The following is a 2,011-nucleotide window of genomic DNA, read 5'->3' on the forward strand; positions in this document are numbered from 1 at the left end:
GGAATGCCTCCTGTGATGTTTTCTGTGGTTACTAAATATCATAAGGGAAGGCATTCCCTATTTCTATACAATTCAGAAATCTTTTATGTATTTACACAAGATATTTTACGCTCTCAAACCTTGTTAATTTGATAGTGCATGTACATATTGGACAACTGTTTAAAGTTAGCATCAACTAATACATTTATCGGCACTGCCTCTTTATCTAGACCTGTTTTGCCGTAAAGATCTAATCTCTGAATGTATTATCTGTGAACACTGTTTTAACAATGTCTAGAAACCAACAAGCTTTTAATAGAATCTTCTTGCCTTGAAATATATTCTGCTGATGAAACTAAATGAATTTGTCTTAAGAAATTATTTTGTACTAAATATAGTAAGCGTTAAAATTAAACCTAATATGATTTAGGGGGCTATATGATGTTAGAAAAAATGGCATACAAAGAACTATTGAGTCATGCGTTTGACATTCCTATTTCAGTTACTTATTGGGATGGTTCAATTGCCACATATGGTGAGGGAACTCCAAATATTGCAATAACGTTTAAGAAAGAAATTTCGCTTAAATCAATGACATCTGAGCCAACTCTTGTGTTAGCAGAGGCTTATATGAATGGCGAAATTGAAATTGATGGCAGTATACAAGAATTAATTACATCTGCTTTTCGAACCGACCATAGTTTTTTAACCAACAATCCCTTCTTGAAACATTTGCCAAGTATTTCTCACTCAGAAAAAAATAGCGAACGAGATATTCAGAAGCACTATGATATTGGGAATGAGTTTTATCGGTTATGGTTGGATAAAACCATGACTTACTCATGCGCTTATTTTGAACATGATAACGATACTCTCGAAGAAGCACAATTAAATAAGGACCGACACATTATTCATAAGTTGGACCCTGAATCTGGGAAACGGTTGTTGGATATTGGCAGTGGATGGGGCACTTTACTATTTATGGCTGCTGAGGAATTTGGACTCAATGCGACGGGAGTAACCTTAAGTCAAGAGCAGTATGATTATACGCAGGAGCAAATTAAGGCTCGTCACCTTGAAAGCAAGGTTTCTGTGTTACTTGAAGATTATCGTGAAGTGGATGATAAGTATGATTACGTTACTTCCGTTGGAATGTTTGAGCATGTGGGGAAAGAAAATTTAGGACTATACTTTAATAAAGTTAAAGACTTGTTGAAGCCTAATGGGCGAGCTTTAATTCATGGAATTACAGGTCAGCATGAAGGAGCCGGCGTTGACCCATTTTTGAATAAATACATCTTCCATGGTGGGTATATTCCCAATGTTGCTGAAAATTTACGGCACGTTATGGATTCAGGGTTACAATTGACAGACCTAGAAACTTTACGTCGGCACTATCAAAGAACATTGGAAATTTGGTATAGCAATTACAATGGTGTTATTGATCAAGTAAGAGAAAAGTATGGAGTCCCATTCTCTAGAATGTGGTCGCTATACCTCCAAGCTTGTGCAGGGGCATTTGAATCGGGAAACATTGATGTTATGCAATACTTACTTACAAATGCTCCAAGTGGAACTGGCCTACCAATGACACGTCAATATGTTTATCAGAACGAAGTATAGTGAAATTGTTATTGATAAACCAATGGTGGCGATCTGAAACCGTAGGAATATAAACGCAGTATCGCTAACACCTCCTTAGACCAGTTCAGACCAGTATGGAGTAGCAGGGAATTTATTAAGAAACAGGAAGCACTCATGGCCGTTTTATGAACCGACGAAGACGAAGCCAAGTAATTGTACAGAATGGAATAGTGCTTTTAACAGAATTAGGTACCAATATAAAAGAGGTTCAGGTGCGTGTCCTCGACGCACCTGAACCTCTTTTATATTAGCTCTATTATCTAGAATCAAAGCCAAGAGGTAGATTGCAAATTTAATCCGAATTTTTGGAAAAATTTGTCAGCATAACCTGATACGGTGTTTGCCAGTCGAGTATTTTAAGCGGTCGCTGGTTAATTTGGAGTAACGT

General features: G+C 36.9%; 1 protein-coding gene and 1 pseudogene. One reads left to right on the forward strand and one right to left on the reverse strand.

Annotated features, from left to right (window positions below):
- Nucleotides 1-420: 420 nt before the first annotated feature.
- A complete protein-coding gene (locus EKM87_RS12280) occupies nt 421-1,602 on the forward strand; it encodes an SAM-dependent methyltransferase (RefSeq protein ID WP_087128308.1) in 1,182 nt (393 codons plus the stop codon).
- Nucleotides 1,603-1,915: 313 nt separating this feature from the next.
- Here EKM87_RS12280 and EKM87_RS12285 read toward each other — a convergent pair.
- A pseudogene (locus tag EKM87_RS12285) lies at nt 1,916-2,011 on the reverse strand (IS30 family transposase); the annotation flags it as partial.

The organism is Levilactobacillus yonginensis (genome assembly GCF_003946265.1).
Taxonomy (GTDB): Bacteria; Bacillota; Bacilli; order Lactobacillales; family Lactobacillaceae; genus Levilactobacillus; species Levilactobacillus yonginensis.

Bases quoted from the DNA above. Each gene is read 5' to 3' on its own strand.
- EKM87_RS12280 (WP_087128308.1), top strand. From the start codon at position 421: ATGTTAGAAAAAATGGCATACAAAGAACTATTGAGTCATGCGTTTGAC.